Source organism: Priestia sp. HNGD-A6 (assembly GCF_045784335.1).
GTDB lineage: Bacteria > Bacillota > Bacilli > Bacillales > Bacillaceae_H > Priestia > Priestia zanthoxyli.
In genome coordinates, this window is record NZ_CP138621.1 from 4,137,645 (window position 1) to 4,164,186 (window position 26,542).

28 protein-coding genes are annotated in these 26,542 nt (G+C 39.7%); 22 read left to right on the plus strand and 6 right to left on the minus strand.

The features are described 5' to 3' along the window. Positions 1 to 13: 13 nt before the first annotated feature. On the minus strand, positions 14 to 1,303 hold the full coding sequence (locus SCI76_RS21110; RefSeq protein ID WP_168761200.1) for a globin-coupled sensor protein: 1,290 nt from the start codon (positions 1,301 to 1,303) through the stop codon (positions 14 to 16). Between the two features lie 185 nt (positions 1,304 to 1,488). Between SCI76_RS21110 and SCI76_RS21115 the strand changes: the two genes are divergently transcribed. The 8 genes from SCI76_RS21115 to SCI76_RS21150 all read left to right on the plus strand — a co-directional run bounded on the left by SCI76_RS21115 (position 1,489) and on the right by SCI76_RS21150 (position 9,128). Continuing rightward, positions 1,489 to 2,163, plus strand: coding sequence for an NlpC/P60 family protein (locus SCI76_RS21115; RefSeq protein ID WP_033579928.1), 675 nt, complete (start codon positions 1,489 to 1,491; stop codon positions 2,161 to 2,163). A gap of 252 nt (positions 2,164 to 2,415) precedes the next feature. Then, positions 2,416 to 2,763 carry a hypothetical protein gene (locus SCI76_RS21120; protein ID WP_048019958.1) on the plus strand — a complete coding sequence of 116 codons (348 nt, stop codon included), beginning with the start codon at positions 2,416 to 2,418 and terminating at the stop codon, positions 2,761 to 2,763. Positions 2,764 to 2,781: 18 nt separating this feature from the next. Continuing rightward, a complete protein-coding gene (locus tag SCI76_RS21125) occupies positions 2,782 to 2,982 on the plus strand; it encodes a hypothetical protein (protein WP_033579930.1) in 201 nt (66 codons plus the stop codon). 2 nt (positions 2,983 to 2,984) lie between these two features. Beyond that, the gene (locus tag SCI76_RS21130) at positions 2,985 to 4,511 is read left to right on the plus strand and encodes a glycosyltransferase family 2 protein (RefSeq protein WP_048019959.1); all 1,527 of its coding nucleotides are present in this window, start codon (positions 2,985 to 2,987) and stop codon (positions 4,509 to 4,511) included. Next, entirely contained in the window at positions 4,504 to 5,727 is a 1,224-nt protein-coding gene (locus SCI76_RS21135; RefSeq protein ID WP_407544262.1) for a nucleotide sugar dehydrogenase, read from the plus strand. Before SCI76_RS21130 ends, SCI76_RS21135 begins: the two co-directional genes overlap by 8 nt. 44 nt (positions 5,728 to 5,771) lie before the next feature. Further along, positions 5,772 to 7,193 (plus strand): glycosyltransferase, encoded by a 1,422-nt coding sequence (locus SCI76_RS21140; protein WP_243495069.1) that lies wholly within the window; start codon positions 5,772 to 5,774, stop codon positions 7,191 to 7,193. Positions 7,194 to 7,347: 154 nt separating this feature from the next. Beyond that, positions 7,348 to 7,743 carry a DoxX family protein gene (locus SCI76_RS21145; RefSeq protein ID WP_048019962.1) on the plus strand — a complete coding sequence of 132 codons (396 nt, stop codon included), beginning with the start codon at positions 7,348 to 7,350 and terminating at the stop codon, positions 7,741 to 7,743. Positions 7,744 to 7,913: 170 nt separating this feature from the next. Further along, on the plus strand, positions 7,914 to 9,128 hold the full coding sequence (locus SCI76_RS21150) for a cytochrome P450 (RefSeq protein ID WP_048019963.1): 1,215 nt from the start codon (positions 7,914 to 7,916) through the stop codon (positions 9,126 to 9,128). A gap of 23 nt (positions 9,129 to 9,151) precedes the next feature. Here the strand turns inward: SCI76_RS21150 and SCI76_RS21155 are convergent, their stop codons facing one another. Further along, a complete protein-coding gene (locus tag SCI76_RS21155) occupies positions 9,152 to 9,520 on the minus strand; it encodes a helix-turn-helix domain-containing protein (RefSeq protein ID WP_013084552.1) in 369 nt (122 codons plus the stop codon). A gap of 242 nt (positions 9,521 to 9,762) precedes the next feature. Between SCI76_RS21155 and SCI76_RS21160 the strand changes: the two genes are divergently transcribed. The 4 genes from SCI76_RS21160 (at position 9,763) to SCI76_RS21175 (ending at position 14,080) form a co-directional block, all read left to right on the plus strand. Then, positions 9,763 to 10,278: an enoyl-CoA hydratase/isomerase family protein gene (locus SCI76_RS21160; RefSeq protein ID WP_033579937.1), complete on the plus strand. Its 516-nt coding sequence runs from the start codon at positions 9,763 to 9,765 to the stop codon at positions 10,276 to 10,278. A 139-nt stretch (positions 10,279 to 10,417) separates the two neighbouring features. Beyond that, positions 10,418 to 10,543 (plus strand): hypothetical protein, encoded by a 126-nt coding sequence (locus SCI76_RS21165; protein WP_016765178.1) that lies wholly within the window; start codon positions 10,418 to 10,420, stop codon positions 10,541 to 10,543. A gap of 243 nt (positions 10,544 to 10,786) precedes the next feature. Then, a complete protein-coding gene (gene helD / locus SCI76_RS21170) occupies positions 10,787 to 13,105 on the plus strand; it encodes an RNA polymerase recycling motor HelD (RefSeq protein ID WP_048019965.1) in 2,319 nt (772 codons plus the stop codon). Positions 13,106 to 13,489: 384 nt separating this feature from the next. Then, a complete protein-coding gene (locus SCI76_RS21175; protein WP_255902898.1) occupies positions 13,490 to 14,080 on the plus strand; it encodes a CPBP family intramembrane glutamic endopeptidase in 591 nt (196 codons plus the stop codon). Positions 14,081 to 14,181: 101 nt separating this feature from the next. Here the strand turns inward: SCI76_RS21175 and comJ are convergent, their stop codons facing one another. Together comJ and SCI76_RS21185 are read right to left on the minus strand one after the other, a co-directional pair. Next, on the minus strand, positions 14,182 to 14,589 hold the full coding sequence (gene comJ, locus SCI76_RS21180; protein WP_033579939.1) for a competence protein ComJ: 408 nt from the start codon (positions 14,587 to 14,589) through the stop codon (positions 14,182 to 14,184). A gap of 35 nt (positions 14,590 to 14,624) precedes the next feature. After that, entirely contained in the window at positions 14,625 to 15,065 is a 441-nt protein-coding gene (locus SCI76_RS21185; protein ID WP_033579940.1) for a NucA/NucB deoxyribonuclease domain-containing protein, read from the minus strand. 378 nt (positions 15,066 to 15,443) lie between these two features. Between SCI76_RS21185 and SCI76_RS21190 the strand changes: the two genes are divergently transcribed. Next, a complete protein-coding gene (locus tag SCI76_RS21190; protein WP_013058561.1) occupies positions 15,444 to 15,704 on the plus strand; it encodes a metal-sensitive transcriptional regulator in 261 nt (86 codons plus the stop codon). A 156-nt stretch (positions 15,705 to 15,860) separates the two neighbouring features. Beyond that, positions 15,861 to 17,810 (plus strand): FUSC family protein, encoded by a 1,950-nt coding sequence (locus SCI76_RS21195; protein ID WP_047750005.1) that lies wholly within the window; start codon positions 15,861 to 15,863, stop codon positions 17,808 to 17,810. Between the two features lie 35 nt (positions 17,811 to 17,845). Here the strand turns inward: SCI76_RS21195 and SCI76_RS21200 are convergent, their stop codons facing one another. Next, a complete protein-coding gene (locus SCI76_RS21200) occupies positions 17,846 to 18,664 on the minus strand; it encodes a squalene/phytoene synthase family protein (protein WP_033579942.1) in 819 nt (272 codons plus the stop codon). A gap of 325 nt (positions 18,665 to 18,989) precedes the next feature. Here SCI76_RS21200 and SCI76_RS21205 point away from each other — a divergent pair, with 325 nt between their 5' ends. The 6 genes from SCI76_RS21205 (at position 18,990) to SCI76_RS21230 (ending at position 24,862) form a co-directional block, all read left to right on the plus strand. Continuing rightward, positions 18,990 to 19,661 (plus strand): response regulator transcription factor, encoded by a 672-nt coding sequence (locus tag SCI76_RS21205; RefSeq protein ID WP_048019967.1) that lies wholly within the window; start codon positions 18,990 to 18,992, stop codon positions 19,659 to 19,661. Position 19,662: 1 nt separating this feature from the next. Further along, a complete protein-coding gene (locus SCI76_RS21210) occupies positions 19,663 to 20,697 on the plus strand; it encodes a sensor histidine kinase (RefSeq protein WP_048019968.1) in 1,035 nt (344 codons plus the stop codon). Positions 20,698 to 20,784: 87 nt separating this feature from the next. Beyond that, a complete protein-coding gene (locus SCI76_RS21215) occupies positions 20,785 to 21,141 on the plus strand; it encodes a YxeA family protein (protein ID WP_034263848.1) in 357 nt (118 codons plus the stop codon). After that, positions 21,138 to 21,905, plus strand: coding sequence for an ABC transporter ATP-binding protein (locus tag SCI76_RS21220; protein ID WP_033579946.1), 768 nt, complete (start codon positions 21,138 to 21,140; stop codon positions 21,903 to 21,905). The genes SCI76_RS21215 and SCI76_RS21220 overlap by 4 nt, the downstream gene beginning before the upstream one ends. After that, the gene (locus SCI76_RS21225; protein ID WP_048019969.1) at positions 21,892 to 23,802 is read left to right on the plus strand and encodes an ABC transporter permease; all 1,911 of its coding nucleotides are present in this window, start codon (positions 21,892 to 21,894) and stop codon (positions 23,800 to 23,802) included. Before SCI76_RS21220 ends, SCI76_RS21225 begins: the two co-directional genes overlap by 14 nt. A 127-nt stretch (positions 23,803 to 23,929) precedes the next feature. Further along, on the plus strand, positions 23,930 to 24,862 hold the full coding sequence (locus SCI76_RS21230) for a patatin-like phospholipase family protein (RefSeq protein WP_028414980.1): 933 nt from the start codon (positions 23,930 to 23,932) through the stop codon (positions 24,860 to 24,862). 11 nt (positions 24,863 to 24,873) lie between these two features. Here SCI76_RS21230 and SCI76_RS21235 read toward each other — a convergent pair whose 3' ends face one another. Further along, entirely contained in the window at positions 24,874 to 25,239 is a 366-nt protein-coding gene (locus SCI76_RS21235) for a DUF3221 domain-containing protein (RefSeq protein ID WP_048019970.1), read from the minus strand. Positions 25,240 to 25,412: 173 nt separating this feature from the next. On the opposite strand from SCI76_RS21235, the gene SCI76_RS21240 reads away from it, so the two are divergent. Both SCI76_RS21240 and SCI76_RS21245 read left to right on the plus strand, forming a co-directional pair. Continuing rightward, positions 25,413 to 26,021: a hypothetical protein gene (locus tag SCI76_RS21240; protein ID WP_221832143.1), complete on the plus strand. Its 609-nt coding sequence runs from the start codon at positions 25,413 to 25,415 to the stop codon at positions 26,019 to 26,021. Between the two features lie 136 nt (positions 26,022 to 26,157). Continuing rightward, positions 26,158 to 26,418, plus strand: a complete 261-nt coding sequence (locus SCI76_RS21245) for a hypothetical protein (protein WP_016765166.1) — start codon at positions 26,158 to 26,160, stop codon at positions 26,416 to 26,418. Positions 26,419 to 26,542: the final 124 nt, after the last annotated feature.

A 26,542-nucleotide genomic window follows, 5' to 3' on the forward strand; every position in this document is an offset into this window, starting at 1 on the left:
GCTTTTTTGCATATCAACTTTTTTCAGTTAACCGTTCAAGTTCTTCTGAGGAATGGGCCATCTTCTCAATCCGCAGAGATAGCTGCTTCATTGCGTCAGCGATTTTATCAAGCTCTTTTTTTGTTAGAACTGTTTGCTGTTTGTTCTCGGTTGTTATGCTAAGGACGTTCGTGAAAAAAGAAGTAATGTTGTTCATATTGTCAGCTGTATCTTTTGTTAATGTAGCGACTTCTCCACCTAACGCCGAAACGCTTTCGATTTGTTTTTGAATGTCTCCGATAAAAGTAGAAATATTAGAAATCGATTTCTTCGTTTCTTCTGCAAGCTTCCGTACTTCCTGTGCCACCACTGCAAATCCTTTTCCATGCTCACCTGCTCGAGCAGACTCAATCGAAGCGTTTAATGCCAATAAATTCGTTTGCTCCGCAATAGAAGTAACAATCGAAACGATTTGATGGATTTGCTGTGATGTATGTTCGAGCGTTTTCATTTTGTTTTGAATGAGCGACGTATTTTTTTGTATGCTTCCAAGCATGTTTTGTTCTTCTTTTAATTTTGCTTGACTCGTAACGGATTCTTTCTCAATGACTTCTGCCAATTGGGAGCTTTTGTTTGCATAAGAAACGACGTCAGAAGACTGATTGTGCATTTGATTCATAAATTTCTTCGTTTCTTCAGATAACGAAGAAAGGATAGATGATGTACGAGAGATTTCTAGCTGAATTTTCTCTTTTTGAGTCTGAAGTCCAGCGCGCTGCTCGTCATATTCAAGCTCATAGGCTTTTAACACAATTTGCTGTTCTAGACTAATAAGCTTTGTCATACTTGCGATAAAAGCTAGACATTCTTCTTTTGATTCCATCGTACGTTCACATACTGAAAGAAGCGACGTAAATAAATTTTGAAATGCGCACAAATACCAGTTTGGCTCAAGTCCAATTTTAACGTGCATCTTGGAAATTTTTTGACGTTTTACCACAAAAGCGTCGTCTATTTGTCCATCAAACATTTCTAAGATGTGCTGTTTTAACGTTTGTTTTAATGCATGGACGCTGCTGTGCTTTTCGATAATCGCAACCAAATGAGCCTGTTCGCCAATAGCTTTATAAAAATCATTCACGATTTCTTCGATGGCGTTCAGCGCGTGAACTTGAAATCTGGCAATGCGTTCGAGATCCTCTGCCGTTAAGGAAATCATGTTAATCTGCTTTTTTATCATCGGGTCCGATACATGAAGCTTTACAGTGATGGATTCGACAGCCGCGGCTTCGGGGTGCACGTTGTTTCGTTTAAACCAATTCATGTTTATCACCTTTATTTGCTAGAATAGTTGTTTTTCTCTTCTTCTTATATTTCGGCGTTTTACGTCTAAGAGTTGAGGCTGTTTAAAAAGATTGTTATCAAATTGTTATCTTCTATTAATTGAATTGTTATCCGCAGATGTTATGGTTGTACGGTGCTTAAAACATGATTCGGGGAGGAAACGAAATGAAAAAAATGCTATCGGCGCTTCTTGTAGGAGGAGCTTTATTTGCAAGTCCGGCAATGGGACATGCTGCGTTTGGCGACACGGTTTTAAAACAAGGGATGACAAATGATGATGTTGAACAAGTTAAAACGGTGTTAAAAGATAAAGGATTTTTAAAAGGCGAAGTATCGCGTTATTTTAATTATGAAACAAAAAAAGCGGTTATGGCTTTTCAAGAGAAACATAACCTAGAAGCAGATGGAATTGTTGGAGAGAATACATACAATGCATTAGGTAAAGGCGGCGTTGTAGAAGGCGAATCAGAAGTGAATACGGATAAAGTAATCAGCAAAGCAAAATCCTTAATGGGCACCCCGTACAAATGGGGCGGCACTACACCTTCGGGATTTGACTGCAGCGGATATCTTCAGTATGTATATAAAGAAAGCGTAGGCGTTGATATTCCAAGAACGGTTGAAGATATCTATAAAGCAGGTGAAAATGTAAGTGAACCGCAGGTAGGAGATCTTGTTTTCTTTGAAACGTACAAAGAAGGTCCTTCTCATGCAGGCATTTATCTTGGAGACGGACAGTTTATTAACGCATCGTCTTCTAAAGGCGTTACAATTAGCGATAAAAATTCAAGCTATTGGAAAGAGCGCTATATAGGAGCAAAGCGTATTGCAGTCAACTGATTCATAATTTAATAAATAAACAAGGCAAAGCTTAAAGGCTTTGTCTTTTTTTGTTTTCGTTTCAACAGGACTAGGTAACAAGGATCCTGTGTAAAATGGGCTAGTCATGTGCGTATTTGTATGAAAATACGACAAAAGTTCTGTCACCTTTACGACAGAGCTTGTATATATTGATAAAGTAATCTCTTAGGTTAAGTCAATTGTTGTAGGTAATTTGAAGGGATAACATTATAAAAAGGAGGAACAAACTTTATGTTTTTTTGTTGTTACCGTCGCTATGTAGAAAAGATAAAATACCTGTTGTTTTCAAATCGATTTGCTGAATTTATTCAGGAAAACACAAAAAAAGCAGTAGAAGACGTTGTTTATTCCGACACGTTTAAAGAGTATGTGATCAGTATTATTAAAGAAGCTCAAGAATCACCTTTTAAAGAAATTGCCAAGCAGTATATCGGACAAGAAGTTGTAATTGAAACAACGGCTGGTCCGCTTGAGGGCGTCGTGACGTTTGTTGGGGATAACTATTTAGAATTGATAGAGTCTTCCACATCAACGGTATTACTGCCATTTACAAGCATCGTCACCATTCAAAGTGCTTAAACGAAAGGAGAGAAAAGTATGTTTCAAGATGCATTAAGAGAAAATGTGGGTTCATTTGTGCAAATCATCACAGCTATTGACGTTATTAATGGAACACTGCTTGCTGTTACGGACGCAGCTGCTGTTGTACGTACATCAAGCTCATATGGTGAGCCAACGGATGTAACCATTCCACTAGTATCCATTACGTATGTTCGAATTTTTAGCGGAGTTGAGTGAGTTTGAAAGTATCAGTGATTATTCCAGCCTGTAACGAGGCCGATTCTTTGTTACCTGTCATTAAAGAAGTTCAAAAAATGAAGCCGTTTGAGATTATTGTCGTCGTAAATGGATCCAGTGATACAACAAAGGAAATAGCCGAGGATGCAGGATGCCGCGTTGTTTATTATGAAGAAGCTCTTGGTATTAATATCGGAAGAGCCATTGGGGCTAAAAAAGCAAAAGGAGATATTTTGCTTTTTTTGGACGGAGATATAGCGGTTCCTCATGAGGAGCTGATGAAATATACTCAAGCTATAGAAACCGGTCATGATATCGCTTTAAATAATCTTACATGGATTATGAAACGAAAGGTGCGTCCTCATCCTGTTTCTGTTGCCAAATATATGCTGAACTTGTGCTTACAGCGTGAAGATTTATCTGTTCAAGCCTTAACAGCTATTCCTCATGCCATCAAAAAAACATCAGCAGCTAAAATCGGATACGAGAATTTAGCTCATCCGCCCCTCGCTCATACGATTGCTCTTTTAAAAGGAATGTCAATTGTTGCACCGTGTTCTTCAGACGTTATTTATACAAACAAGATTCGAAACACTCATAAAACCATTCCTACCAATTCCCCTTTTCCTATTTCCACTAACTATATCATTGGAGATCACATTAAAGCGTTAGCTCATCTTATTGAAGAAAAAGGAATAAGAGGCGGACTAACAGACGGCGATCGAAACCGGGAAGTTGTTTCGGCTTATACACCGAATGTGAAACGGAAAACAGGCGTTAAGTACAGCGCCGTTATTCCAGTAGGTGAAGAAAAAGAAACGATTGCAAGCGTGATCCAAGAAGTGAAAAAAGCAGGAGTGGAAGAAATCATCGTGGTTGCCAACGGAGCCGATGAAGTGACGGTTAAGCGAGCAATTGAAGCGGGTGCTACTGTTCTTCATTACAAGCAGCGGCTTGGGCATAACGTCCCTCGAGCAATCGGTGCGATGTACAGCAGCGGTGAGATTTGCTTGTTCATAGATGGAGACATTGTGATTTCCGCGGAAGATTTACGACGGTATTTAGAAGCAGCTGACCAAGGCATTGATGTAGCGCTTAATAATTTAGAGTGTCTGCTGGATGAAGTGCATCCTATTCACTCGGTAAGTACTGCCAAATATTTTCTGAACCTTATCTGTAAACGTCCTGATTTAACAATTAATACAACGACGGCTATTCCCCATGCCATTAAACGAAATGTAATGGAGAAGGTTGGCTACGAATCTCTTATTATTCCGCCTTTATTTCAATTAAAAAGTATTATGTACGGCTTTATGGTTCAGCCCGTTCATTTTGTTGATGTGGCGCGAACGAACCGGGTTCGAAAGGAGCACATGAAAGTCAAAGGTTTGGCGGCATCAACGCAGCGTATTCTAGGAGATTATGTTGAGGCCCTTGCATACTATATTAGCCAAACAAGTGAAAGAGGCGAGTTTCTTCCGGACATACGAAGACATGATATCTTGTTTGAGGTGTTGAAGAATGAATAAAAAAGTTGCTGTTATTGGTCTTGGCTATGTTGGATTGCCGCTTGCTCTTTTATTTGCAAAGAAAAACTATAGCGTCGTTGGTCTTGATATTGACGCACGAAAAATTGAGGCGCTAAAACAAGGGAAAAGCTATATTCCAGATGTGCATAGTGATGTGATTCAAAGCGAGAAAAATTTTGAAGCATATGAGTTACAAAAAGGTATCTCTGCATTTCAAGCATGCGATTATGTAGTTGTGACCGTGCCAACTCCTATTACAGAAAATCATAACCCCGATCTAGGACCAGTCATTAGCGCATCTGCATTCTTAAAAGAACAGATGGTAAAAGGGCAAACCGTTATTTATGAAAGCTCTACTTACCCAGGCACGCTTGAAGAAGTCGTGTTGCCTATTTTGAAAGATTCCAACTTACAGGCAGGTAAAGATTTTTATCTAGCTTATTCTCCAGAACGAGTTGATCCGGCAAACAAATCATACGATATTGAGCATATTCCAAAAGTAATTAGCGGCTACAGCAAAGACTGCCTTTATCACGTGCAGACGTTTTATGAAAGTATTTTTCAGCAAGTCGTACCTGTTTCTTCTCCAAAAGTAGCGGAAATGTGCAAGCTGTTTGAAAACATTCAGCGCCTTGTCAATATTTCGTTGGTGAATGAAACAAATGAATTGTGCGAGGAATTAGGGATTGATTTTCATGAGGTATTACAGGCGGCATCTACTAAGCCGTTTGGGTTCACACCGTATTATCCAGGACCCGGAATTGGAGGGCACTGCATACCCGTTGATCCGCTTTATTTTTTATGGAAACTAAAGCAAAATGGGTTAACGAGCGAACTTATTGAAGCTGCTCATCATATTAATGAAGAAATGCCAAATAAAGTAATTAGACGTGTTGAAAAGCAGCTGGCAGCAAATGAGAAACGAGTGTTTGTTGTAGGCATGGCGTATAAAAAAGATGTAAATGATATGCGTGAATCGCCGGCGCTGACGGTATGTGAAGGTCTTTTAGCAAAAGGATATGAGCTGACGTATCATGACCCTTACATTGACTCCGCTATATTAAATAAGCAAACTTATTTTTCTGTACCGCTGACAAAAGAAGAAGTTGAAAAAAGCGATATTGTACTTGTATTAACCGATCACAGTCAAATCGATTGGTCAATTGTAAAATACGCAAAAAAAGTTGTGGATACAAGAGGTATTTTAAATGAATGAAACCGCTGAATTGTTCAGTGGTTCTTTTTTTAGGGGGGATATCAATGAATACTCTTTCTGTCGTTCTGCCCGTTTACAATGAAGAAGAAATGTTAAAAAACGTGCTTAAACAAATTAAAAAAGTGAACGTGCTTGAGATTATCGTAGTTGCAAACGGCTGTACCGATGCTTCAGTTAAAATAGCGAAAGAAGAGGGATGTACGGTAAAAGTAGTAGAAAAACGCCTTTCTCCACATGAAGCGAGAATGGAAGGGGCAAAGGCTGCTAAAGGAGATGCCGTCTTATTTGTAGACGGCGATATTATTCTTTCGGCTTCCGAGCTTGAGCGTTTTGTTCAGCCGCTGTTATTTGAACATAGCGATGTGGTGCTAAACAAGTGGGAAAAAACAAAGATGAATGCTTTTAACCGCAGCGAGCTGACGTGGAGTACGGTTCTGCATCATGCACTTGGAAAGCCTCATCGTGCCAACGCTTGTTTAAAAGCGCCTTACGGTGTGCTAGTAAGCGTATTAAAGAACCACTGGGAGTTGCCGCCTCTTTCTTTATTTGTGACGTTCTTAACACAGTATCGTGTAAGCTCGCATATTACGATCGAAACGCAGGGAAAGGGAAGCTTTCGTCCGTTTGATCGGCCGCTGCGTAGCAGAGAACGAATTCAATCCTACCAGCAGCTTCTTCAAACATATTATACGTTTGCGTCACACCGTAAAAGGCGAGTGGATATGCTCGCACAGCCTCTTCCAGTTGTTGAGCACGGCTGGGGGAGATTATCTTCTTTTTATGGAGGTAAACAGCTTTCTGTTATTATTCCGGTTTGCAACGAAGAACAAACACTCAAACAAGTGATTGCAGAAGCAAGAAAACTTGAACCGTTAGAAATTATTGTTGTGATTAACGGCTCTACGGATCAGTCGGAGAAGTATGCCAAAGAACAGGGTGTTAAAACTATTGTTTACGATGAGCGGTTAGGGCATGATTGCGGAAGAGCTGCAGGAGCACTTGCAGCAACGGGAGATATTCTTCTCTTCATAGACGGGGACTTTGTTCTTTCAGCTCAGGAGTTGTATCCGTTTGCTGCAGCGGTAGCGAGCGGTGTCGATGTAGCTTTAAACATATGTGAAGATGAAGAAAAGCTCACGCATGTGGTCCAGGGGTGGAAGTACGTGTTGAACGAGACAATAGGAAGAAAAGATTTATTAATGAGCTCCATGACAGCTGTTCCTCATGCCATAAGCAGAGAGTGCCTCGAGAAAATTGAGCCCGAATCTCTTGCTGTACCGCCTTTTGCCCAAGTAAAAGCCATAGTAGGGGGTTTTCATGTGCAGGCCGTTCACCATGTTGATGTAAATAAATTTAACCGATTTCGATATTCTGAACACTTATCATTAAAGAGCCATTCTGCTACGGCAGAACTCATTATTCAGGATCATATTTTTGCATTTCTATCTTATCTTCAGCGTGACTGAGCAGGAAGCATGGTCTTATTTTCAAAAAAATGTTTAAAATGAGGTAAAGAAATTTGCTGATATCTTGTTTTTCTGTTCTAACCTCTTGAATTTGTTCACAGTTGTAACTAAAATTGTTACATGTGCAGACAAAAGTAAAAAAGGAGGAAAAGAAATGAAAAGCTATCAGCTTGGAACGTTTTTACTTCGTCTTATGTTAGGACTAACGTTTTTTATTCATGGACTTGGCAAATTTCAAAGCGGTATTGATAATACGGTCGGTTTTTTCCACAGCATGGGGATTCCCGCGTTTTTCGCTTACGCAGTTGCTGTTATTGAATTCGTAGGAGGAGCTGCTATGATTCTTGGGTTTCAAACGCGCTTAATAGGTGTTCTGTTTGCGATCGTGATGATTGGCGCTATTTTCACAGCGAAAAGCGGTGCTGGTTTTACAGGCGGCTATGAGCTTGAGATTGCCCTTTTTGCTGTTTCGCTTCATGTGATTCTAGCAGGAAGCGGCGCGTACGCGTTAGACAACCGATTACAAAAGCCAGAAGAACATTATTCTTAAAAAGGGTAGGCGCTATGCGCCTACCCTTTTTTGTAAAATATATACTTCTATCGATTCATTTTTACTAAAATATACAGCTATCATTTTTAAGGAAATTCGTATATATGGTACTATTTGGTCATAGATGACTACATAGTCAGTCTATTTGAACGATACGGGGAGGTTTTAACATGAAAACCGAAAGAGAAAACGGAATCGTCCGTCAAGTGAATACGATTCAATCAAAAGAAGAGCGCTTTAATCCTTTTTCATGGTATGAAGAGATGAGAAACAGCGCGCCTGTGCAATGGGACGAAGAAAGGCAGGTATGGGATGTTTTTCACTATGCTGGAGTCAAAGAAGTGCTAGAACAAAAAAATATTTTTTCTTCTGATCGAAGACCTCCACAAAACCAAAGACAAACTGCTCTAGGAACAAGCCTAATTAATATTGATCCGCCTAAGCATGCTGAAATGAGAGCGCTTGTTAATAAAGCTTTTACGCCTAAAGCAATGAAAGCATGGGAGCCTAAAATTGCGCGCATTACCGCTGAATTATTACAAGAAGTTGAGCATCTTGAAGATATTGATATAGTTGAGCATCTTTCCTATCCGCTTCCGGTTATGGTAATTGCCGATATTTTAGGCGTCCCGATAGAAGATCAGCGCCAGTTTAAAGACTGGTCGGATATTATCGTAGCGGGTCCATCGAATAATGAACGTGAAACGCTCGAAAAATTGCAGCAAGAGAAAATGAAAGCAAACGATGAGTTAGAAACTTATTTTTATCGAATCATTGAAGAAAAACGGACGCAGCCAGGAGATGATATTATTTCCGTGCTTCTTCAGGCAAAAGAAGAAGGGAAACAGCTAACGGATGAAGAGATTGTCGGTTTTTCTATTTTGCTGCTGATTGCAGGAAACGAAACAACTACGAACTTAATTTCAAATACGATTTATTGTTTAATGGAAGATAAGGCTTCTTTTGAACATCTCAAACGTGAGAAAGAGCTTTTGCCTTCTGCGATCGAAGAAGTTCTTCGCTATCGTTCACCCGTTCAGGCTCTTCACCGAATCGTAAAAAAAGATGTGACTCTTGCCGGTCAAAAACTAAAAGCGGGCGAACACGTTATTCCATGGATGGGATCCGCGCACCGAGACGCGCAGTACTTTGAAGACCCAGATGTATTTAAAATCGACCGAAAACCAAATGTGCATATGGCATTTGGAAGAGGGATTCATTTTTGCTTAGGAGCACCGCTTGCTCGAATCGAAGCAAAGATTATGCTGGCTGAGCTGATTGATCGCTATCCGCATATGGACTGGAGCCCGGCATTTGAGTTAAAGCCGATTGAAAGCACGTTTGTGTACGGGTTAGAAGAATTATTGATTCGTAAACATGTATAAAAAAAGCACGCTTTGCGTGCTTTTTACTCTTTCTCTGCCTGAATTCTCGCTTCAGCAATTTTATCCGTATGATCATATCCCCATTTAAACATCAGCTCGATAATAGGAATGAGAGTTTCTCCAAAAGGCGTTAAATAATATTCTACTTTAGGCGGAACTTGTTTGTAGACTTCGCGGTGGATAATTCCGTCCCGCTCAAGTTCACGAAGCTGCAGCGTCAGCATTCGCTGCGTCACGCCTGGAATGAGTCTGCGCAGTTCATTAAAGCGCCGGCGTTCCTTCGATAATTGATATAAAATGACGCTTTTCCATTTGCCTCCGACTACATCAACGGCTGCTTCCACAGGGCAAGAATAGCCGTGAGGCTCCCATTTTGTTAAGTCGTATTTCATAGTGATTACTCCTTTTATCCGTGAGTCCAGCTGCATTTGTGCTGTCTATACTATAGCACGTCTTATTTGATAAAAACATGGAAATGATTCATGGAATTATTGACGGAAAATTAAAAAAGTAATGGAAATAATTATGAGTTTGTTGTATGATGAAACTATGAAAATAATTTTTCTATTAAAAAGCGAAATATTTTGAAAGCGCTTTATTTATAAAGGACGACAGGGGAAAGGGCGGAGGAACGATGAAAAGATTTATCAAAGTAGAAAAAAGAAATCACGTGGCGGTTGTACGAATGAATCAGTCGATGCTTAATCGTTTGAACAGTGAAGTTATGTATGAGCTGCAAGAAACGATGAATGAGCTGCAGCACGATGCGTCGGTTGGATCTATTGTATTTATGGGAGAGTACTATAAAATGAACGGCGATCATAGAACAACTTCTTTCCTGCGTGAAGAAACAGGAAGGCTTTATCAGCCGATTCATGCAGTAACAGCTCGAGCGATTTTTCAGCGCATTTCATGCAGCTCCAAACAAACGATTGCGCTTCTTACAAACTTTACGTTTGGCGGAGGGTATGAGTTAGCTTTAGCATGCGACGTACGAATTGCAGAAGAACCTGTGCAGCTGAAGTTAACAAACGGTATGACCGTTAGTGCGCAAGAAGCATGCAACATGGGTAAAGTGCAGCATATTGTGCAAAAAGGAAAAGGGTTGGACTATTCGCTTGCGCTGAACGCATTAGAAAAGGAAGCTTAAAAAACGCTTTCACTTTATTTTTATAAAGTGAAAGCGTTTTTATTTCATTTTGTTGATAAAAAGGTATTGAAAATTCTGAAAAAAGGAGTAGAATGATAACAAATCTACTTATTTTAAATAAGCAAAGGAGCTGGTATCAATGCCATTCATTTTTAAAGAAGCGGTAGTCGGATTGTTTACAGCGGCAGCAGCAGGTTTACTGGCGTTTCAAGGGGTAGAAGTGGTGTCAGCCATCATTCATCTGCTAACTTTTTGGAAACAGTAATAGCTAATAAGTAGAGAAACAACTTATAAAGATAAGGGGCTTGAGACTTTCTCAGCCCTTTTTGTTGTGGAGCTCATTATTTTTCAGTATACTAACGGTGGAAATTAAGACATAATATGGTTACATAGCAGGGATTTACGAACTCAGTAGGGAAGTATGTAGACTCTGAAAAAATAAACAATGATCGCTTTTACCCGGTAACAAGTTTTGTTATCGGGTAACGTGTGTAAGGGGTGTGGATAAGTGAAAGATAAAAATTTAACAGAAGAACAGCAGCGAGTTGATTGGGTAGTCGAAGAAATCAGCCAAAAAGCTGAAAAAATAGGCAAAAGCGTAGGAAGCGTAAAAGGCGAAATTGTCGATTTGCGAAGCACGTTTTGGGACGATGTCACGGTTAATATGGATGAGCCGGATGACGTGATTGAGACATTTACGAGCATTAAGCAGCAGGCAGAACTTTTAGCTGAACGTGAAATTACCCATAGACAAGCGTATGATCAATTAAAAACATTAAAAAAGCTAACGCAATCCCCTTATTTTGGACGTTTTGATTTTATAGAGAATGGTGAAAAAGAAGCGGAAGCTATTTATGTGGGCGTGGGCTCTTTAATGGATCAAAAAGATGAAGAGTTTTTAATTTATGATTGGCGTGCGCCTATTTCGAGTCTTTATTATGATTATTCACCGGGAAAAGCGCAGTACGAAACGCCAGGTGAAGCGATAAAAGGCGAGATGAAGCTAAAGCGTCAGTTTATTATCGAAAATAGCGTAATTAAAAGCATGTTTGATACAGGAATTACCATTCGAGACGAGCTGCTTCAAGAAGTGCTCGGACACAACGCAAGCAGTCAAATGAAAAGTATTGTAGCGACCATTCAAAAAGAACAAAACCAAATTATTCGAAATGAAAAAAATAAAGTGCTGATCGTCCAAGGAGTAGCAGGGAGCGGTAAAACGTCTGCAGCTCTTCAGCGGGTGGCTTATCTTCTCTATCATCATCGAAAGCAGCTGACTGCAGAAAATATGATGCTGTTTTCGCCAAATCCGCTTTTTAACAGCTACGTCTCAACTGTTCTTCCGGAGCTTGGAGAAGACAATATGAAACAAACAACGTTTCAGCAATATGCCGACGGACGGTTAGGAAACGAGTTTGACGTGGAGGATTTGTTCGTTCAAATTGAATATTTATTAACGGAAAAAGATGCTGCGGCAAAAAAACAAAAAATGCAGGAAATCCGCTACAAAGCAAGCCGTGAATTTAAAAAGCAGGTAGATGCGTATATCGAAGAGCTGTCTACTAAAGACATCATTTTTAAAAACATTAAGTTTCGCGGCGAAATCGTGTTATCTGCTCGGCGTTTGTTATCTTATTTCTATTCGCTTGATACGGGAATTTCCATTCCTAACAGAATGCAGCTCGTAGCCGAGTGGGCGCTTAAGCTCATCAACCAGCTTGAAAAACTTGAACGTAAAAAAGATTGGGTTCAAGAAGAAATTCAGCTTTTAGAAAAAGAAGATTATGTCGAGGCCTATCAGCACCTGCAGAAAAAGGAAGGCTATACCGAAAGCTCATTTGATGACTTTGACCGGGAACAAGCGTATTTAGCCAAAGCCGTTGTAGCTAAGAAAATGAAATTTATTAAGCAGGCCATCAAGCAGCTTAAATTCATCGACATTCGTCGTATCTATATGCAGCTGTTTGAAAGACATCACCTTTTTTCACATGTAGAAGGATGGGACGAAACAGCTAAAAACACGGTGGAAAGAGTTATGAACATGAAGCTGTCTTATGAAGATGTAACGCCTTACTTGTATATAAAAGATCAAATTGAAGGGCGAAAAGCCAATCCTGTCATTCGCTATTTGTTTATTGATGAAGCACAAGATTATTCACCGTTTCAGCTAGCGTTTTTAAAAGAGCTGTTTCCGCATGCTAGAATGACGCTGCTTGGAGACTTGAATCAAGCGATTTATGCGCACGCCTTGAACGCACCGACCATTCTTTCAAGCGAACTGTACGAAGAGAAAGAAGCAGAAACGCTGACTCTTACAAGAAGCTATCGATCAACGCGTCAAATTGTCGAGTTTTCAAGGGATATGGTGGCAAACGGCCATTTAATCGATCCGTTTAATCGAGACGGAGCGAAGCCGACCCTGACGGCTGCAGGTAACGTCAAAGATCTGCATGACGCAATTATAAACAAAATTAATGAATTGAAGCAGCAAAACTATAAAACAATTGCTGTGATTGCCAAAACTGCTGAAGAAAGCCGAGAAGCATTCCAAGCACTGCCTGATTCGATGTCTGCAAGGCTGCTGACAAAAGAAACAAGTTCATTTGAAAAAGGCATGCTTGTCCTGCCAGCCTACTTAGCAAAAGGAATTGAGTTTGATGCAGTCATCATTTACAATGCCTCGAGTGAATGTTATCAGGATGAATATGAGAGAAATTTATTTTATACAGCATGCACAAGAGCGATGCATGAGCTCCACCTGTTCTCACTTGGTGAAATTAGCCCGTTTATATCAAATAAAGAAACTTATGAATACAACGGTAAATAAACAGAGAACGGTCAGTGTCTTGAGTGTCTGAAATAGTAGTACGAAAAATCGAGGGTGAAATCGCAAAGGTTTTACCCTCGATTTTTTATTTATATGGAGTCAGCTCCTGTTCATTGCCAAAATAAAAATTGTTTGATTAAGTTTCCACTACTATAAAACGAATTAGAAAGACAGTGAAAGGAGGATTTTTATATCCAATATTTACGAATAAATGTATTACTCACCTCTTTGATAAGTTTATTTTTCTCGGGTATTATTCTTATTTCTTATAAGTTATTTGCTGCAGGAATGTTGCCCATCATAGGCTTGCTTTTTATCTACGCTTTAACCTCTAAATACCGTTCAACTGTTTCTCTGTTTCTATTCTTTTTAGTAGGGACATGTATGTTTCAAGTAGGAAGCAATTATTTCATTGAATGGGATCTATCTAAAGAGATGAAAATCATTGTAAACAGAGTTTTACTTTTGTTTATCATAGGTGGACTATTGCTTTCAATTTTATTGTCCAAGCAAAAGGTATTTCTTTTTGCATCATTACCAGACTGGCAGAAACGTATAGTGATGCCACATCATTCAATTAAACTAACGTATTTTTTACTGTTTGGTCTAATTGGTTCGGCTACAATTTTTGTACCTTTACTATTCGCTGAAGATATAAGCTATACAAAATCATTCGTCATATACGGTATAGTATTCTCAATTATAAATGCAATTTTAGAAGAGGTGCTTTGGAGAGGAATTATGTTATCTCATTTAAAAAGCAGTCTATCGACTTTTTACGCTGTTTTTATTACGAGTATTGGATTCGGTCTTTTGCACATATCAATAGGAATTCCTGTGGTAACAAGTTTACTTTTTTCTTTTGGTGGACTTTTCTATACATTTGTCGTTTTAAAGACGAAAAGCATATACCCAGCCGTAGTTTTTCATTTTATTATTAATTTAGGCATGGTCTTTAACGGATGGATATTTTAGTATCTTGCACCAAAAAGCTCAGAGCTATATATCGCTCTGAGCTTTTTATGAGTTATTAGTGTTGTATATTACCTGAACTGTCTACAGTAGGTCGTCTTTTTTTATTGACTTTCAAAATGCAGCAAATACTTCACTAAATAAAGGCCTGAGTTTGTTTTTTCTTGAAGAGGAATGGTCAGGCATGTAACGTAATAATATCCTTTTGGAATATCATAGCTTAAGGCTTCAGATAGGACGCTTTTGATTTCAATGCCATCGCTTTCGACGTGAAATGGAAGGCGAGTCGTCTTTTCAGCTTGTGATGCGTCTGGAGTTTCGTTTACCCACACTTCGACAATGGCTTTTGTGTTCGACACGGCTTCAAACGAAATGGCTTTATCATCTGCGACATATCCTTTTTGAATATCTTCATCACTCCAGTCGTGATGGGGCTTTGGCTGTCCTTTTTGAAACAGCGTAAACTGATGATATGACATCGTTAGCTCTTGTTCTTTCCATTTTGTTTTCATCTTTTCACCTCTTCAAAGTAAAGCTTGTTCAGCTATTATTGCACGATAAATTGTACGCGTGTACCATCTGGGTATTGTTCTAATTGATTTCCAACCCATGAGCCCGCTCCGCGGTTATCAGAAGGTGAAATATAGCGAATATCAGCTCCCGCTCCGCCTTCTTCGCACATAGCCATTGGCCATTCGTCGCGGTCATATCCTGTTTTTGTTGGGTATCCTTTCAGCGATTCTTCCCGATTCGCTTCAGCACCGTCGCGATCAATTGTGCAAACGGAAGAGTGACCAGCGGCAATCGCGTCGCGAATATGATCACCCGTTTCAGGATATCGGTCCAGTGGAAAATAAAGCGTTGCATCATAGTTTACTTCGGCTTCCGTTTTTTCAGGAGCTAAAAACGCTGCATGTCCTATAAACCCTAAAACGCATGCAATGATAATGAATAGACTTGCCATTAATTTTTTCCCGTATGTACTCATCTCAAACCTCCAGTGTAGTCGTTTTTACAGCTTAACTATACTCTCAGATTGCTAAGTTTAGATTACAGGACAATAAATACGGTGTAAACAAGTATTAACAATTATGTAAAAATGATCATTTTGTCTTGTCTGTAAGATGTAAAAAGCCCCCATAATATTCTGAGAGTTATACTTTCTGATGTTTATCTACTTACGATTCAGATTAAATGCAGTGTGAAGTGTCTATTTGCATGTGGGTGAGTCCTAGGTGAAAAAAAGAGTCAACTTCCTTTACTTGACATCATACCCTAATAGGTATAAAGTTGTGTATACATTTACTTCTTGCGTATAGCTTAAAAGCAAGAAACGCAATCATGCATGAGCGGAGGTAGTAGTATGATGGAATATGATAAGCAAGTTAAAAATCGCTTGAAACGAATTGAAGGTCAGTTAAAAGGCGTCTTGAATATGATGGAACAAGGAAAAGACTGCCGCGACATCGTGACACAGCTCTCAGCAGCCAGAAGCGCAATTGATCGCACGATGGGTGTTATTGTCAGCACAAACCTTGAACAATGCGTAAGAGAAAGCATTGAAAAAGGCGAGAATACCGAAAACTTAGTAAAAGAAGCAGTAGAGCTGTTAGTAAAAAGCAGATGAGACATTCGTTTCATCTGCTTTTTGTTTTTACTGTACGCTGCTCATAAGGATAAAAAGCGCTGTTCCTAAACACAATACGGATAGGAACAGCGCTTTTTTAGGTTTATCTCGTTTTAAGAACAGGAAAGATATATGAAGAGAAAGGAGGAGGTCAAGGTGAGTGATGACAAAAAGTCACCAACATATAATCATACGGAAATTCATCATAAAATTGAGGCTTCTCCAAAAGCGCCGGGAATCAAAGCTGCTTTTCGCTTTAACCACGCTTCTTCTCCGTGGGTAAGAGGAATCAGCTCGGGCTTGTCTTCAAGTTTGCCGATTTTAATAGGAATTTTGTTTGATCATTTGCAGTACGGACTCATTGCAAGTATTGGCGGCTTTACATATTTGTATACAAAAGATGAACCTTACGCGCAGCGTGCCGTTAAGTTATTTTTAGCTTTGCTTGGCGTTACGCTGTGCTTTACGCTAGGCTCGTTATTTGCTGACGTGGAGTGGATGAAAACTATTTTATTTGGTGTGATTGGAGCCGTATCGGTTTATATCTTCGGAGCTTTAAAAATTCCGGGACCCTCCGCGATGTTTTTTGTCCTTTCATTTGCAGTGAGTACAAGCATTCCAGCTCCGAATTTACAGGCAGTTTTTTTGCATGCAGGTCTCGTTTTTTTAGGAGGAGCACTATCTTGGTGTATTAGCATGAGCGGCTGGCTTATTAATCCGCGCGGGCCTGAAACGGCCGCTGTGGCGAAAGCTTATAGGCAGCTAGCTTCATTTGTTGGATCACTTGGCACGGAATCGTTTCACGCTGAGCAGCACAAAACGGTTGTAGAGCTTCGAGCAGCGGAAACAGCAATGAAGCAAGCGAAAATTAATCGAAAAAAATCATCGTTTTCTCACCGCCTGTTTTTATTAAACCAAAAAGCTGAAGGGCTGTTTATTTTTGTGATGGCCGCTGCGAATGATTTTAATCCGGCTGTTTCGAAAAAAGCACAAGCGGTAATTGAAACGTTCGCATCCGAAATGGCCACGTTAAAAAAACATAAAAAAATTCGAGACGTGCGAGAAGAAATTGAAGAGCTGTCCATCAAAGAAGAGCTGCGCACATTGTTACTAGATGTAAACGACGTTCTTCAAATGAAGGAATTAAAAGAAACGGAGTATATTCAATTTTCACAAGGCAGCGTAAAAGCACGGTTAAAAGCTGCTTTTCACAAACGTTCGTATGTACTTAAAAACGCTTTGCGCTACGGAATTATTATGATTATCGCCGCAGCTGTTGCCTACACGACAGACATTCCAAGGTCTTACTGGATTCCTCTCACGTGTGCAGGAGTGATGCTTGGGGCAACCGTTCGTGCAACGGTTCAGCGAGGTATTCAACGCTCTGTCGGAACCATTTTAGGTATTTTAATTGGAACCGGGATTCTCATGCTTGAACCAACGGGAATTGTCATTGCGCTCATTGTCTTTGTGCTTCAGTCAACGATTGAAATTGTGATTGTTAAAAACTACGCGCTCGGTACGCTTTTTATCACACCGAATGCTCTTTTAATTGCTGAAAGCGGTCATCCGGACAAAGCGATTAGCTACTTTACGTCCGCTCGAGTGATTGATATTGTTATTGGTTCTGTTATTGGAGTGGTCGGTACGGTATTAGTTTTTAAACGAGCTTCTTCGCTTCGTCTGCCGTATTTACTTGGAGATGTCATTCGAAAAGAAGGACAATTTTTAGAAATGCTAAGCACTGAACAAGATGAAGAAAGAATTAAACAAGAAAGAAATAAGCTTCAAGGGGAACTAGTTAATCTTCGGGCGCTTTATGATAATGTGATTGGAGAATATTCTAAAACGGCCGTCAAGCTTGAAGGACTGTGGCCGGCAGTTGTCGCTACGCAGCAGTTAGGTTATATGCTTCTTGCGTCGTATGAAGGATATGAGCTGTCAGAAACGGAAAAGCGAGAGCTTCAAGAAACGTTTGCTCAGCTAGCCGCAGCAGCAGAGCAAAAGCGAGCGCCAAAGCTTTCAAGTGTTCCGACCCTGAAACGCTACCCCATTATTCAAGGGGAAATCACTGCTTTATATGAAAGTCTGCAGGTAGAAATATAAAAAGCACGGAACCAATGGGCTCCGTGCTTTTGCTTTTACATATCCACAACTTCACTTACCGTTTTATTTACATCGTCACGCGTCATTTTTTCTTTTCCTTTCATTAAGGCGTTTAACGTTCCATCGGCAAGCGCTAACGGAATTTTACAGAAATGAAGAATCGGAAGCGATTTGACATCTTCTAAATATTTCTTTCCTAGTGACAGATTTCGGCGAGCATAGGCAAACATATCTTCTCTGCTCCAGTTGTTAGGGAAGAAGCTGACTCCACGCTCTGAATCTTCCGAGGTATTGCGCAGAATATTTACAGACTGCAAGCCGCGTCCAAATGCAATGGCTAATTCTTTGTCTGTCTCCGTGCCGTCATACCATTTCCAAATGTCGTTAAGCATCACGCCTACTAGACCAGCTACATAGAACGTATAGTCATCTAAATCCGCTTCATTTTGAATATGCCAGTCTTTTTCTACCCAATCGGCCATTCCTTTGGCCATAATAGAAGTTGCATCTAATACTTGATCTGCAACTCCAGTCGGACAAAGCGCAATCCAGTTGCCGAGCTGAAGCGTTACGTCAGGTAAATCAGCTTGATAAGGACCTACTAATGCCATGTAGTCGTCTTCGTTAAAAGACTTTTTTAACAGGTCACTAATGGCGTAAAGCAAGCGGCTTTTTACACCGGCTTCTAGCTCAGGGTGATCTTCAATTTCATCAATTGCCCTCATACATAAGTAAGCAGATCCTACTGCGTCTTGCAATTCTGCCGGCAAGTGGCTAATTGGAATAAAAAATGTTCGGCTTGTCTCTTTTAACATCACCATTGCGTTGTCGCGTAATTTGTTGGGTACACTCATTGATAACTAGCTCCTTTTTACATATCCACATGTCAAATTAGTTTAAGTTTTCATCTTATATACTATAGTAACAAAAAATGAGCATTTAATGGAGTTTAAAGATTACTTATTAACGATATTGTCATTATTTTGTAGTATTTAAACAGAGATACTTGTATCATGCACAAGTTTACACTACGATAATACTCGTTCATTCTTCATTTTACAGACATAAAAAGTTTATTTTTAAGAAAATTGCCGTCATGCTAATGGGTTAGATGAACTTTTAAGAAAACCCTCAACAGTCGGGTATACATAATACATAGGAGAATACAGAGGTGAAGGTATGAAAATTTTAATTGTAGAAGACGATAGCAAAATATATGAATTAGTGAAAGAAAAATTCGAACAGTGGTCATTTGAAGTGGCTAGAGTAGAAGATTTTCAAAAGGTAATGGAAGTATTTATTGCAGAAAGCCCAGAATTGGTCATTTTAGACGTGAATTTACCTGTATATGACGGGTTTTACTGGTGTCAGCAAATACGTACAGTTTCAAAAACTCCTATCGTATTTCTGTCGTCTCGTGAACATCCAATGGACATTGTTATGGCAATGAATGTTGGGGCGGATGACTATATCCAAAAGCCGTTTAACTTGGATGTTCTTATTGCTAAAGTGCAGGCACTTCTGCGCAGAACGTATTCGTATGGAGACACGATTTCAGACGTTATCGAGTGGAACGGTGCGGTGCTAGACTTAAAAAAAGGAAGTTTGCATTATAACGATCGAGAAGTTCATTTAACGAAAAATGAATTTTTTATTTTACGGCTTCTTTTGGAAGAGCGAGGCAAGATTGTATCGCGAGAAGAGCTTATGCGAAGATTATGGGAAGATGAGAAATTTGTAAGTGACAATACGCTTTCAGTCAACATCACACGCATTCGTACCAAGCTGGAAGAAATCGGGCTGAATGATCAAATCGTTACCAAAAAAGGTCAAGGATATCTGGTGAATTAAAATGTGGAAAAGTTTTTTAAGAGAAAGGCTAAGCTGGATTCTATTCGTTCTTTTATGGCTGAGTGTAATCGATGCTCTGCTGCTTCTCGAGTATGATATTAAGGTATCGTCTACTTCGTTTTGGTACTTGAATCTTTTAACGCTATGTATGCTAATTCTCTTTCTTTTATGGAGAGGAGTAAAAGAAAGAAGATTTATAAAAAGATTAAGTTTAATGCTGCAGAATGACGCGTACGATTTACAAGAAATACATTCATACGTGCGAACGAAAGCAGATGAAGACATGCTGAGTCTGCTGCAGCGTATAGATCGTGTCTATCGCAGACAAACTCACGCTCTTCACGTACAGCAGAGAGAGCAAGAGGAATATATAACGACGTGGGTTCACGAAATCAAAACGCCGCTTACTGCTATGAAGCTGCTTATTAACGCTCGTCGTACAGAGCTTTATAAATGGCCTTGGCTTAAGGATATTGAAGATGAATGGATGAAAATTGATGGGTTAGTAGATCAGAATTTATATGCCGCACGTCTGCGTCACTTAGAAAAAGATTACCAGGTGCACGCAGTGTCGCTAAGCGAACTTGTTTTTCCAAACGTTGCGTATTTCTCGAAATGGTGTATTGAGAAAAGACTGCATATTGATGAAAAGAATCTAGATACGTTAGTGCACACTGACCCAAAGTGGATGCAGTTTGTTGTGAGGCAAGTGCTGTCTAACGCTATTAAATATAGCCCTCTAGAAGGAAAGCTTTCTTTTTTTAGTGAAGAAACGCCGAAGTATGTGAAGTTATTTATCGTTGACCAAGGGGAGGGCATTCCACCACAAGACCTTCCGCGCGTATTTGAAAAAGGATTTACAGGAAATGTCGGAAGAAAATCGAAAGGAGCTACGGGGCTAGGGCTGTATTTTTCAAAAAAAATTACAGATGCTCTTGGCCATCGAATAGAGGTACATTCACTTTTACACGAAGGAACCACGGTAATTTTGACCTTCTACAAACCGAATTCTTTTGATAACCTTTCAAAAATGTAAGGTTGAAAGCCGAGATTGTCATCTGCTTCAAACGAATCTTTCCTTGTTACGAAGTAAGATAGAGCTATACACAAGGAGGGAACGTACATGAAGCGAAAGTGGATTAGCCTTTTAGCCCTGATTTTTATTGTGGGAGCATGTATAGGAGGAATAAAGATTTATCAAAACGCCGCAACGGAGCATCAATACGGGATCATCCCAAAAGAAGCAAAAAAAGTGGACGACTATGGACGAGTTCAATATACCATTTCAGTAATAAACGAAAAAGGACAAACAACGTTTCAAACGTTTACGACGATTAAACAGTTAAAAGAAGGAACGGTTATTGACCTTTTTGTTCGAGGTAACGAAGTTCGGAAATATGACATTATAACAAAAAATGAGCTGCCGCAGCGGGTGAAAAGCGTGTGGCCTACAAAAGAACGAAAGGAGGAAGGGAAATGAGTATTGTCCTTGAAGGGAAAAATGTAACCAAAACGTTTGGATCAAGAGGAAACGTATACGAAGCGCTAAAAGGAATTGATTTTACAATCGAAGAAGGAGAGTTTGTCGGTATTATGGGACCATCTGGAGCGGGAAAAACGACGCTGATGAACATTCTTTCAACGATTGACCGTCCCACAGATGGCGAGGTATGGATACAAGGAGAAAACGTAGCGCTCATGAAAGATAAGAAGCTGTCTGCTTTCAGACGCAATCATCTAGGATTTATTTTTCAAGATTATAATTTACTGGATACGTTAACAGTAAAAGAAAATATTCTTCTGCCGCTTACGGTTACAAAAATGTCTAAGAAAGAAATGGAAGCGAAGCTGAAAGACACCGCAACGCGACTAGGCATCTATGAGCTGGCGGGTAAGTACCCGTATGAGATTTCTGGTGGACAAAAACAGCGCGTTGCAGCAGCGAGAGCAATGATTACGAATCCAGCCGTTATTTTCGCCGATGAACCTACCGGAGCTCTTGATTCCAAGGCCGCTTCAAGCCTGCTTGAAAAGATGTCCCAGTTAAATCAAGAAGACCGTGCCACCATTATTATGGTGACGCATGATCCGCTGGCTTCAAGCTACTGCAGCCGCGTGCTGTTTATTAAAGACGGACAAATTTACACGGAGCTGTTTAAAGGCGAACAAACGAGACAAGAATTTTTCAAACGAATTATGAACATTCAAGGCGCATTAGGCGGTGAAGGCTATGACCGTATTTGATCTTGTTAAAAAGAATATGCGCAAAAATATTAGTCGGTACAGCCTTTATTTCTTTTCAATGATTTTTAGTATTGTTGTGTACTATGTGTTTGCTACGCTTCAGTACGACCAATCGATTTCAAAAGTGATTGGAGAAGAGATGAGGCTGCAGGGCATTTTTAATGCTTCAAATTACGTTCTGCTTACTTTTATTGTTGTCTTTATTTGGTACACAAACTCATTTTTTATCAGACAGCGTAAGAGAGAGCTCGGACTGTATCATTTAGTCGGTATTGAAAAACGTACGATTGGGAAAATGATTTTCTACGAGAATATGCTGCTGGGGATTTTTTCTTTGGTGGTCGGTATTTTACTAGGTACCGTGTTTTCAAGGCTGTTTGTGCTGTTTTTACTAAAGCTTATGGGGCTGTCGCTTTCTATTACGCTCACATTTTCTCTTCAAGCGGTTTTAAAAACAGCCGTAGTGTTTTTGATTGTTACCATTTTTATCTCGTTTCAAGGCTATTTTATTATGTACCGCTATACGCTATTAGATCTGTTTCAAGCAGAAAGCAAAAGTGAACGCGTAAATAAAATGAATTCGAAACGCTCAATTGCAGTGGGAGTACTGGGTATCTTACTCATTGGCTATGGGTACTACCTTTCATCGGGAAACATTGTGACGCCTAATTTTTTTCTAATTGTAGCCGTTGTACTGTTCTCGGTCATTTTCGGTACATTTTTACTTTTTAAAGCCACAATTGAGTGGCTGATGGGACTTTACCGAGAGCATGCAAGCCGATATTATTCGTTTGCAAATATGCTAAGCGTTTCTACGATGATGTATCGCATTAAAGCAAATGCACGAGTGTTAACATTAATTACGATTTTGTCGGCTACTACACTTGTAGCAGTTGGTGTGACGTATTCCTCATACTATAACACAAAAGCCGATGCCAGAAGCATGCAGCCTTATGACTATACGCTGCACAGCAAAAACGCAGCGCAAGACTTTATAGATGTACTGCATGAGTTGGATATCCAATCAAATCAGTATGTGTATCATATCGTCAAGCACTCCGCTGATTTATCAGACTTTCGATTTATTACATCCGGTTATTACGGAGATGGTGAGCGAATCAGCTTTTTAGATGAAGAAGAAGTGCGGAAAAATGGCGTTTCGGTTCCTGCGCTAAGCGCAAATGAAACCGTTATTTTTGATTCGATGGCAAAAGGAAAAGTGTTTAAACCTAGTACAGGTAAAACCGCAGCTGTGCCGCTGAAGGAATCAGAAGAGCTTGCTTTAAAAGTCATTAAATCAGAACCTTCGCTTATTCTTGATTCTGAGAGTGCCGGCTATCAGTTTGTAGTCAATCACGACACGTTTATCAAACTTTCAAAGTCTGGACAAAAGCAAGCGGTGTACGTATTTAATACAGGTGATGGAAACAAACAAAGTGAACTTACTAAGAACTATCATCAAATCGCAAAAGAAGCTGGGGAAAGCCGTACTTCATACTATGATTTGTTTCAGACAGGCTTAATGAGTAAAGGATTGTTTATTTTTATTGGAGGATTTTTAGGGCTCGTCTTTTTGATGGCAACGGGCAGTATTATTTACTTTAAACAAATCTCAGAAGCCGAACAAGAGCGCAAAAGATTTGAAGTACTGCGTAAGCTTGGGTTTTCAGTGTCTCAAATGATGAGCGCCGTTCGAAAGCAGCAGCTGTTTACGTTTGGTTTGCCTTTAGTAATTGGCATCTTGCACAGTCTATTTGCGCTGAAGGTCATTACGAATCTAACTGGTGAAAGTCTAATAGTCCCTGTTTTAATAGCGGATGCAGTATACGGGGTTATTTATTTCATTTTCTACTGGCTGACAATGAATTACTACCGAATGGTAATAAAGCGACTGTAAAGAAAAGACTGTTTCGATCAAAGAAACAGTCTTTTTTTGTTAAAAAAATAAAAGGTATGGAGTAGCGAAAATCTGAATATAAAAAAGGGTATATAAAAACTAGAGAGTTGTATAGGAGGGGGAAAATGTGAAAGCAGATGCTGTGTTTGAAGGGGGAGGAGTTCGAGGAATCGCATTCACCGGTGCGATTGAAGCGATGGAAGAAAGCAATGTAGAATGGCAGCGTCTAGCAGGTACGTCAGCCGGAGCGTTGATTGCGGCACTTTTGGCGAGCGGCTATAAAAGCGGGGAAATTCGCAAGGAGCTTCAAAACATGGACTATGCCAAGTTTCGCGGAAAAACGATCATTAACCGAATTCCTCTCATTGGCAACTTGATTGAACTGATGGTTCATTTAGGTTTTTATAAAAATGATTATTTGGAAAAATGGGTGTACGGTCTGCTGCGTGAAAAAGGAATCGAAACGTTTGCAGATTTGCCTGCAGATAAGCTGAAAATTATTGCCTCAGATATTTCGAACGGACAGATGCTTGTGCTCCCTGACGATTTGCCCCGATACGGAATGCAGCCAAGCGATATGAAGATTTCACAAGCCGTGATGATGAGTGCGTCCATTCCTTTTTTCTTTCGTCCCGTCATTTGGAAATCCAAAGGGTTCAAGAGGTCATACATTGTCGATGGAGCGCTTTTAAGCAATTTTCCGATTTGGCTGTTTGATACGGAGCATCCGCGTTTCCCGACGTTTGGTTTTCGATTTGTAAAAGAAGAAATTGATACAGCTGCTATTATTCCAACACCTGTCCATTTATTTAAAAGCATGTTTACAACGATGCTGCAAGCTCACGATTTGCGGTATTTGAACGCGGAGACAAAAGAACGAACCGTACAAATTCCAACGGGTGTGATTACGGCAACGGATTTTGCCTTAAAGGAAGAAGAAATCGAGTTTTTATATGAATCTGGTTATATATCAGCCAAGCGCTTTTTAGAAAAGTGGGATTTTGAACAGCATAAAATGAATCGGACCGAACGTCCGCTGACGCGAAGGAAGCTCCTGTAACAGGAGCTTTTCTACGGCTGTTTTAAAATGTTGACTTCTACAGCCTCGCCTTTTGCGGGAACAGAATACTGAACGCTTTTGTCTTTTTTGAGCCATGCTTTAACGAGCTGTCCTTTTTTGTATGTTTGATCATCCGAAACTTTTACATAAATAGGCTGTACATCGCTAGAACCGAGTATTTCTTTTGTTGTATAGTCAAGCGCAGTATCTCGCGGAATGACGTTTGCAATAAGAATTTCATTCTGTTTCACTTGTAAAATGCGCCCTTGAACTAAATAGCCGGCCGGCTTTTTTGACTGCTCGGCGTTATCAGAACAGCCGCTTAAACAAATAAAAAAGAGAAGAAAAAGTGCAGCTGATTGAACGGTAAACTTCATAAAATCTCCTTTCCGTTTTAACATGACTACCATTATAGCGCGTTTGACCATTTCTTTTCCAGTTTTCGGAGAAAGCAAGAGGTAATCATTGACGTTATTTCAGCGCGCGTGATATGTTTTAACTCATAAACGCTATATTACTAGAAGCTATGCTTAGTACGGGAGGTCCTTGTATGGATGTTACCTTTTTAACCAATGTTATTCGACATATATTAGAACGAGATAATTTTGTCATAGACTTTGAAGAATCAGACGAACAGAATATTCATTTTTGGCATCGAGACGAGCCGTTTCGCCTTTTTATTTCAGAGCAAACGGAGGATTATTTAGTATGGACCGTGTTTGAAAATGAAAAAGAACAGTGGAGCGGCAAGACATTTCTTCAAGAAGTGACGAATACGTGTAAAGACTGCAGTGAGCCAATCGCACACTGGATTTATAAAGATGGAGGCAAAGCAGGTTATTGCGATCGTTGTCTTCAAACGTTTGGAAATGCGTATTTTACCAATGCTGATGATATCAAGCAAAACCTTCATTTAATTGACGGTTCTATTTGTTTTATTACCGATGAAACCGGAAGCGACTGGTGGATTGCATATGAAGGACTCAAACGAGTAATTGCAAGATTAGAAGAAAATCCTAATCAGAAAGTCGAAATGTACAAGCCTGAATATCCCGTCTTTAAATGGGAAATACATTTTCTAGAGGAAAACAATTCTGCTAGCTTTAAGTTTAAAGATGACTTTGCATCTGGAATTGTACCGAAGGGAAGAATACTCTAACATCCTTGTTATAAGGGTGTTTTTTCTTATAATGGGAAGTTTTTTTGAAAAAAATAATTAATTTAGGTTAAAAAGAAGGAATTAAAGGGTAAAGAGTAGAAGATATATCACTATAGGAAGAATGGGGGAAATAATTATGACAACTACAACAAATTTAACACTGGGGTACAAAATGTACACGATTGATTTTAGCCGTCCAACGCAGTCTAACGAGGCACTGCTTGATTTCTTTAAAGATGTGCAGCACAGACAGGGAAATAATGCAGAAAGCTTTTCTAAAACATTAATGGAAATTGAAGAAATCAAAACAAAATATGTAGATCATGAAATTGTCCTGCTGGCTAAATCGCTTGAACAGCAAATAAGCCGCTCAAATGCAGAAAAACTTGAGGTCTGATAATCACCAGAAATGGTCGATTTATCAGACCTTTTTTATCTTTTATTTTTATCGATGTAGCTCTGTCTCCTTGGCTAAAGAGCAGCCAAGGAGACAGAGCTAGACCTAAGCGGAAGTTGCCCTC

Coding starts and splice junctions, on each gene's coding strand:
- SCI76_RS21110 (WP_168761200.1), bottom strand. CDS start 1,303: ATGAATTGGTTTAAACGAAACAACGTGCACCCCGAAGCCGCGGCTGTC.
- SCI76_RS21115 (WP_033579928.1), top strand. CDS start 1,489: ATGAAAAAAATGCTATCGGCGCTTCTTGTAGGAGGAGCTTTATTTGCA.
- SCI76_RS21120 (WP_048019958.1), top strand. CDS start 2,416: ATGTTTTTTTGTTGTTACCGTCGCTATGTAGAAAAGATAAAATACCTG.
- SCI76_RS21125 (WP_033579930.1), top strand. CDS start 2,782: ATGTTTCAAGATGCATTAAGAGAAAATGTGGGTTCATTTGTGCAAATC.
- SCI76_RS21135 (WP_407544262.1), top strand. CDS start 4,504: ATGAATAAAAAAGTTGCTGTTATTGGTCTTGGCTATGTTGGATTGCCG.
- SCI76_RS21140 (WP_243495069.1), top strand. CDS start 5,772: ATGAATACTCTTTCTGTCGTTCTGCCCGTTTACAATGAAGAAGAAATG.
- SCI76_RS21145 (WP_048019962.1), top strand. CDS start 7,348: ATGAAAAGCTATCAGCTTGGAACGTTTTTACTTCGTCTTATGTTAGGA.
- SCI76_RS21150 (WP_048019963.1), top strand. CDS start 7,914: ATGAAAACCGAAAGAGAAAACGGAATCGTCCGTCAAGTGAATACGATT.
- SCI76_RS21155 (WP_013084552.1), bottom strand. CDS start 9,520: ATGAAATACGACTTAACAAAATGGGAGCCTCACGGCTATTCTTGCCCT.
- SCI76_RS21160 (WP_033579937.1), top strand. CDS start 9,763: ATGAAAAGATTTATCAAAGTAGAAAAAAGAAATCACGTGGCGGTTGTA.
- SCI76_RS21165 (WP_016765178.1), top strand. CDS start 10,418: ATGCCATTCATTTTTAAAGAAGCGGTAGTCGGATTGTTTACAGCGGCA.
- SCI76_RS21175 (WP_255902898.1), top strand. CDS start 13,490: ATGTTTCAAGTAGGAAGCAATTATTTCATTGAATGGGATCTATCTAAA.
- comJ (WP_033579939.1), bottom strand. CDS start 14,589: ATGAAAACAAAATGGAAAGAACAAGAGCTAACGATGTCATATCATCAG.
- SCI76_RS21185 (WP_033579940.1), bottom strand. CDS start 15,065: ATGAGTACATACGGGAAAAAATTAATGGCAAGTCTATTCATTATCATT.
- SCI76_RS21190 (WP_013058561.1), top strand. CDS start 15,444: ATGGAATATGATAAGCAAGTTAAAAATCGCTTGAAACGAATTGAAGGT.
- SCI76_RS21200 (WP_033579942.1), bottom strand. CDS start 18,664: ATGAGTGTACCCAACAAATTACGCGACAACGCAATGGTGATGTTAAAA.
- SCI76_RS21205 (WP_048019967.1), top strand. CDS start 18,990: ATGAAAATTTTAATTGTAGAAGACGATAGCAAAATATATGAATTAGTG.
- SCI76_RS21210 (WP_048019968.1), top strand. CDS start 19,663: ATGTGGAAAAGTTTTTTAAGAGAAAGGCTAAGCTGGATTCTATTCGTT.
- SCI76_RS21215 (WP_034263848.1), top strand. CDS start 20,785: ATGAAGCGAAAGTGGATTAGCCTTTTAGCCCTGATTTTTATTGTGGGA.
- SCI76_RS21220 (WP_033579946.1), top strand. CDS start 21,138: ATGAGTATTGTCCTTGAAGGGAAAAATGTAACCAAAACGTTTGGATCA.
- SCI76_RS21225 (WP_048019969.1), top strand. CDS start 21,892: ATGACCGTATTTGATCTTGTTAAAAAGAATATGCGCAAAAATATTAGT.
- SCI76_RS21235 (WP_048019970.1), bottom strand. CDS start 25,239: ATGAAGTTTACCGTTCAATCAGCTGCACTTTTTCTTCTCTTTTTTATT.
- SCI76_RS21240 (WP_221832143.1), top strand. CDS start 25,413: ATGGATGTTACCTTTTTAACCAATGTTATTCGACATATATTAGAACGA.
- SCI76_RS21245 (WP_016765166.1), top strand. CDS start 26,158: ATGACAACTACAACAAATTTAACACTGGGGTACAAAATGTACACGATT.